This is a genomic window from Sphingomonas sp., from assembly GCF_040398505.1.
GTDB lineage: Bacteria > Pseudomonadota > Alphaproteobacteria > Sphingomonadales > Sphingomonadaceae > Sphingomonas.
In genome coordinates this window covers 1-5,109 of the sequence record NZ_JBBATX010000150.1, presented here as the reverse complement: position 1 = coordinate 5,109, position 5,109 = coordinate 1, and the positions used below count along the sequence as shown (strand labels likewise).

6 protein-coding genes are annotated in these 5,109 nt (G+C 63.4%); 2 read left to right on the top strand and 4 right to left on the bottom strand.

Annotation, left to right across the window (positions count from 1 at the left end; all coding sequences use genetic code 11):
- A partial coding sequence (locus ABWP09_RS13475; protein ID WP_353205638.1) for a tetratricopeptide repeat protein occupies window positions 1-641 on the top strand: 641 nt, incomplete at its 5' end.
- A 75-nt stretch (window positions 642-716) separates the two neighbouring features.
- Here ABWP09_RS13475 and ABWP09_RS13470 read toward each other — a convergent pair.
- The 4 genes from ABWP09_RS13470 to ABWP09_RS13455 all read right to left on the bottom strand — a co-directional run bounded on the left by ABWP09_RS13470 (window position 717) and on the right by ABWP09_RS13455 (window position 3,252).
- On the bottom strand, window positions 717-986 hold the full coding sequence (locus tag ABWP09_RS13470; RefSeq protein WP_353205637.1) for a hypothetical protein: 270 nt from the start codon (window positions 984-986) through the stop codon (window positions 717-719).
- A gap of 156 nt (window positions 987-1,142) precedes the next feature.
- On the bottom strand, window positions 1,143-2,555 hold the full coding sequence (locus ABWP09_RS13465) for a M20/M25/M40 family metallo-hydrolase (protein ID WP_353205636.1): 1,413 nt from the start codon (window positions 2,553-2,555) through the stop codon (window positions 1,143-1,145).
- Complete coding sequence (locus ABWP09_RS13460) at window positions 2,552-2,995, bottom strand: type II toxin-antitoxin system VapC family toxin (RefSeq protein WP_353205635.1); 444 nt, start codon at window positions 2,993-2,995, stop codon at window positions 2,552-2,554. Before ABWP09_RS13460 ends, ABWP09_RS13465 begins: the two co-directional genes overlap by 4 nt.
- Entirely contained in the window at window positions 2,992-3,252 is a 261-nt protein-coding gene (locus ABWP09_RS13455; protein WP_353205634.1) for a hypothetical protein, read from the bottom strand. The genes ABWP09_RS13460 and ABWP09_RS13455 overlap by 4 nt, the downstream gene beginning before the upstream one ends.
- Window positions 3,253-3,354: 102 nt before the next feature.
- Here ABWP09_RS13455 and ettA point away from each other — a divergent pair, with 102 nt between their 5' ends.
- Complete coding sequence (gene ettA, locus ABWP09_RS13450) at window positions 3,355-5,034, top strand: energy-dependent translational throttle protein EttA (RefSeq protein ID WP_353205633.1); 1,680 nt, start codon at window positions 3,355-3,357, stop codon at window positions 5,032-5,034.
- The last annotated feature ends 75 nt before the right edge of the window (window positions 5,035-5,109 follow it).

Here is a 5,109-nt window from a genome sequence, read left to right as displayed (position 1 = left end):
ATGCTTCTATCGACTCTTGCGCCATGAATGGTTGGGTCTCGCTCGCGGTGATCGCGCTTCTGACCGGCTTGGGCCTGTGGTGCGCCGGACTGGCGCGGCCGTTATGGGCCGTGGTCGGAGCGGCCCTGTTGCTGGGTGCGAGCGGCTACGCGCTGCAGCAGCACGCGTCCCTTACGGGTCGTCCGACCGTAGCTAATCGCGAGCCGGTCATTATCGATCCTGCATCGACTGCCTTGCGCGGCGCGATGCTTGGGCAATTTACCGGGGACGGGGCGTATCTGATCGCGTCCGATGCGCTGATGCGCAGCGGCAGCCGCGGCAGCGGGACGAAAGTCGTGCTGCTCGGGCTCAACACCTATCCACGCAGTCTGACGCTGTGGACTGGCTACGGCACGGCGCTGGCGCAACATGACGGCGCGATGTCGCCCGCTGCCATGTTTGCCTTCGACCAGGCGGCGCGGCTCGCACCGCAGCATCCGGCACCACCCTATTTTCGCGGGCTTGCCTATGCCGAAACCGGGGACTTCGTGGCGGCGCGACGGTATTGGACGCGGGCGCTTGCGCTGTCGCCACGCGTGGCGGGGTATCGCCGCGACATTGCCGGGCAACTCGTCATGCTCGACGCAGTGACGGCGGAATAGCCCCAAAAAAAAGGGCGCTTCCCGCAGGGGAAGCGCCCGATTTGTCAGAGCAGGGCGGAACGCCCTACACCTGTCTTACTTGGCAACGTTGTCGGCCTTTGCCGCGCCCGCATCACGAACGTTGTCGGCGGTGTCGCGCATCGCGTCAGCCGAGTTTGCCATCATGTCCGAAGCCATCGCGTTCGACGAATTGTCGGCCATCTGGTCCATCATTGTTGCATTGTTGTCGATGCCGTCTGCCATCATGGCGGCATTGTTCTCGATAGCGGCGGCTTCTGGGTTCTTGTTGCACGCGGCGAGAGAAACCAGGCCAGCGGCGACGAGAACAAGGGCGATCTTCGTCATGCAATTGCTCCCAAGCAATAGATAGGGTTCGAAGCAGCCCAGCGCCGCCGCGAAGTCCGGTGGCATAGCGTCCTGCTTGGGTGCGTCAATCGTCAAACTGCCACAAAGTTCCCAATTCGCCACGATTTTGCCGTATTTGCGACAGGGTGAGTTCAATCATTTTTTCGGCGTAACCGGCCCCATCGCCTCCGGCGCATCGGCGACGATCGCGAGCATCGTCGTCCACGCCGCCACATTCTGCCGCAATTGTTCGGGATCGATTCGGTCCAGCGTATCCTCCGGCGTGTGGTGCCAATCGAAGTAGCGCAGGCCCGATTGGTTGAGGTCGATCGCGGGAACACCGGTCCTGAGCATCGGCCCGACATCGGTCCCGTCACCCCCGACGCCGCTCCCACGGACAATCCCGATCGGCGCGAGCGCGACCGCGAGGCGATCGGCGAGCGGCTTTGCGGTTTCGGGCAAATTGGTTTCGAAGCGCCACACGCGGTCCGCCCCGAAATCGGATTCCGCCGCCAATGCGTGCACCTCGCCCGCATGCGCCTTGGCATAGGCGATGCCGCCAAAGCCGCCGGTTTCTTCATCGCCGAACCACACGATTCGAATCGTGCGGCGGTGCTTGCCCGCATCCATCACGCGCTTGGCGGCGGCAGTCGTAATTGCGACCCCCGATGCGTCATCGATCGCACCGGTGCCCAGATCCCAGCTATCGAGATGCCCGCCGATCAGGATCGTCCCCGCCGCCGGTTCGGTCCCTGGCACTTCGGCCACGACATTGCCCGACATCCGTGTCGGCGCGATGGTCGGGGTGAGTGTCAGATGCAGCGTCACCGGCTTGCCGAGCTTGACCATCCGCTCGAGATTTTCGGCATCGGCGACCGAGAGCGCCGCCGCCGGGATCGGCGTCACGCCGGGCGCGAAATTGGTGTTCCCGGCGTGCGGGCCGCGGCCATGATCGGTGCCGATCGAGCGGATGACGATCGCCGCCGCCCCCTTGGTCGCCGCAATGTTCGGCCCAACGAAGCGGGCCGCGCCTTGTGATCCGTAGCTCGAGCCGTCCTGCGTCGGCTGCATCGCATTCGAAACGAACGCGATTCGGCCGGTCAGGCTGCCGGCGGGGGCAAGCAGCAAATCGTTGAAGCTCGCGAAATAGGCGACCGGCAGCGTCAGGCCCTCGGGCGGCGTCGCGCCCGAATTGCCGAGCGCGGTCAGGCGCAGCGGCTGGGGGTAGGGGGACAGAATCTCGGCGGTCTCGGCGCCGCGCACCCAGACGTTCTGCAATGCATAAGGCTCGATCCGCACGTTCTTGAAGCCCAGCGCCTTGAGCTTCGCGACCGCCCACTGCCGCGCGCGTTCCTCTGCCGGGGATCCGTCCGGGCGCGGGCCGATCTCGGTCGTCAACCCTTCGACGATGTCATAGGCGACATCGTCGGTGAGCGCCGCGTCGCGCAGCATCGCGATCGCGGGATCGACGACCGCCGCCGCTGGGGCCGTGCGCTGTGCAAAGGCGGGCGCGGCAAGGAGCGTCGAGGCGAGCAGGAGCGAGGGGGCGAGGGCACGAAGCTTGGTCAAGAGTGAGTCCCGTCTGTGTGCAAGGGGTTGATGGCAGCGATACCGAGCGTCGCAGCCGCGCGGACTTGGCGGATGTCGGTTGATACCAGTGTAAGCCCGAGACGTTGCGCGACAGCAATGTGAATCGCATCGGGCAAGCGTAAGCCGAGTTCGAAATGCGCCATATACGATGTCGCCAGTGCGATATCGGCGGCGTCGATCGCCACGCAGGACCAGTGATGAAGCAGCATGGGAAGGTCGATCAGCAGTTTGCGGGCTTCGGTTTCGCCAAGCTGGTGCATTCGAACGCGCCGCCCGACCGCCGAGACGAGCTCGCCAATCCCGAAATCGCTATAGATCAGGCTAGGGCCGGTTTGCAGAAGCCACTGGCGCAGCGCGATCCAATCGCCGGCGCGAAACACCAGCGTGCCAATGACGCTGGTGTCGAAATACTGCCTCAATGATCGTTCTCGTCGCGCATTTCGCGAATCACGTCGCTCCAGCTCTGCTCGAAATGCGGCATCGGATGTTTTGCGTGGAATCGCTCCAGCCCCGCCAGATCGAACCGTCGCGACTCGGGGACGACCGCAGGCGGCGTCGGTGCGACGACAGCCGCCACGACCACGCCGTCGCGCACGATCACCACCTCGTCGCCGCGCTCGACCGCTTCGACCAGATCGGCCACGCGTCGGTCGTCCGAAATGTCGATCCGTTCCATGCACTGAAGCTACCGCACCGCGCCCGCGTTGCCAACGCCGCCGCGCATCGCTATCTGCCGCGTCATTATTCCCACCCATCTCTATCCCGGAGCCCGCAGCCGATGGCCGTGCAGTACAGCTATGTGATGAAGGGCCTGACCAAGACCTTCCCCGGTGCGCCCAAGCCGGTGCTCAACAACATTTCGCTCCAATTCCTGCCCGACGCGAAGATTGCGATCATCGGGCCGAACGGATCGGGCAAGTCGACGCTGATGAAAATCATGGGCGGGATCGATCCCGATTTCACCGGCGAGGCGTGGGCCGCCGACGGCATCAAGGTGGGATATCTGCCACAGGAGCCTAAGCTCGACGAGACCAAGGATGTGATCGGCAATGTCCGCGCCGGCGCGGGTCCGATCGCGGGCATGGTCGATCGCTATAATGAGATCGTCGCGATCATGGGCGATCCGCCCGAGGATTGCGATTTCGACGCGCTGCTCGCCGAGATGGGCGAATTGCAGGAAAAGATCGATCTGGTCGATGGCTGGAGCCTCGACAACCAGCTCGAAATCGCGATGGAGGCTTTGCGCTGCCCACCCGGCGACAGTTCCGTCACCAATCTGTCAGGCGGTGAAAAGCGCCGCGTGGCTTTGTGCAAGCTGCTGCTCGAAAAGCCCAACATCCTGCTGCTCGATGAGCCGACCAACCATCTCGACGCCGAAAGCGTCGCGTGGCTCGAAAACTATTTGCGCGACTATGTCGGCAATGTCATCCTCGTTACCCACGATCGCTACTTCCTCGATAACGTCGTCAATTGGGTGCTCGAGCTCGATCGCGGGCGCTATTATACCTATGAATCGAACTATTCGGGCTATCTCGAAAAGAAGGTCAAGCGGCTCGAACAGGAGGACCGCGAGGAGCAGGGCAAGGCCAAGGCGATTTCGGACGAGCTCGCCTGGATGCGGCAGACCCCCAAGGCGCGCCAGACCAAGTCCAAGGCGCGTATCCGCGCGTTCGACGAATTGATGGAGAAGCAGGAAAACCGCGCCGTCGGTAAGGCGCAGATCCTCATCCAGTTGCCCGAGCGGCTCGGCGGCAAGGTGATCGAGGCCAAGGGCCTGACCAAGGCGTATGGCGACAAATTGCTGTTCGACAATCTCGATTTCGTCCTGCCGCCGGGCGGGATCGTCGGCGTGATCGGCCCGAACGGCGCGGGTAAATCGACGCTGTTCAAGCTCATCACCGGGCAGGAGCAGCCCGATGGCGGATCGATCGAAGTCGGTCAGACGGTCAAGCTCGGCTATGTCGATCAGTCGCGCGACGATCTGACCCCGACCAACACGGTGTGGGAGGAGATTTCGGACAAGCTCGAAATCTTCCGCTTCGGCAAGCAGGAGCTGGGCACGCGCGCTTATGTCGGCGCGTTCAACTTCAAGGGCCAGGACCAGCAGAAGAAGGTCGGCCAGCTGTCGGGCGGTGAGCGCAACCGCGTCCATTTGGCGAAAATGCTCAAGGAGGGTGGCAACGTCCTCCTGCTCGACGAGCCGACGAACGATCTCGACGTCGAAACGCTGCGCGCTTTGGAAGAGGCGCTGGAGTCGTTCGCGGGATGCGCCGTGGTGATCAGCCACGATCGCTTCTTCCTCGATCGCCTCGCCACGCATATCCTGGCGTTTGAGGGCGACAGCCATGTCGAATGGTTCGAGGGCAATTTCGAGAGTTACGAAGCCGATAAGCGCCGCCGTCTGGGCGATGCGGCGGACAGGCCGACGCGGCTGGCGTATAAGAAGCTGACGCGGTGATCGCTTAGCCCAACAGTCGACAAACGGCTTCGATATTGTTGCCATCGGGATCGAGCACGAAGGCACCATAGTAAT

Coding starts and splice junctions, on each gene's coding strand:
- ABWP09_RS13470 (WP_353205637.1), bottom strand. CDS start 986: ATGACGAAGATCGCCCTTGTTCTCGTCGCCGCTGGCCTGGTTTCTCTC.
- ABWP09_RS13455 (WP_353205634.1), bottom strand. CDS start 3,252: ATGGAACGGATCGACATTTCGGACGACCGACGCGTGGCCGATCTGGTC.
- ettA (WP_353205633.1), top strand. CDS start 3,355: ATGGCCGTGCAGTACAGCTATGTGATGAAGGGCCTGACCAAGACCTTC.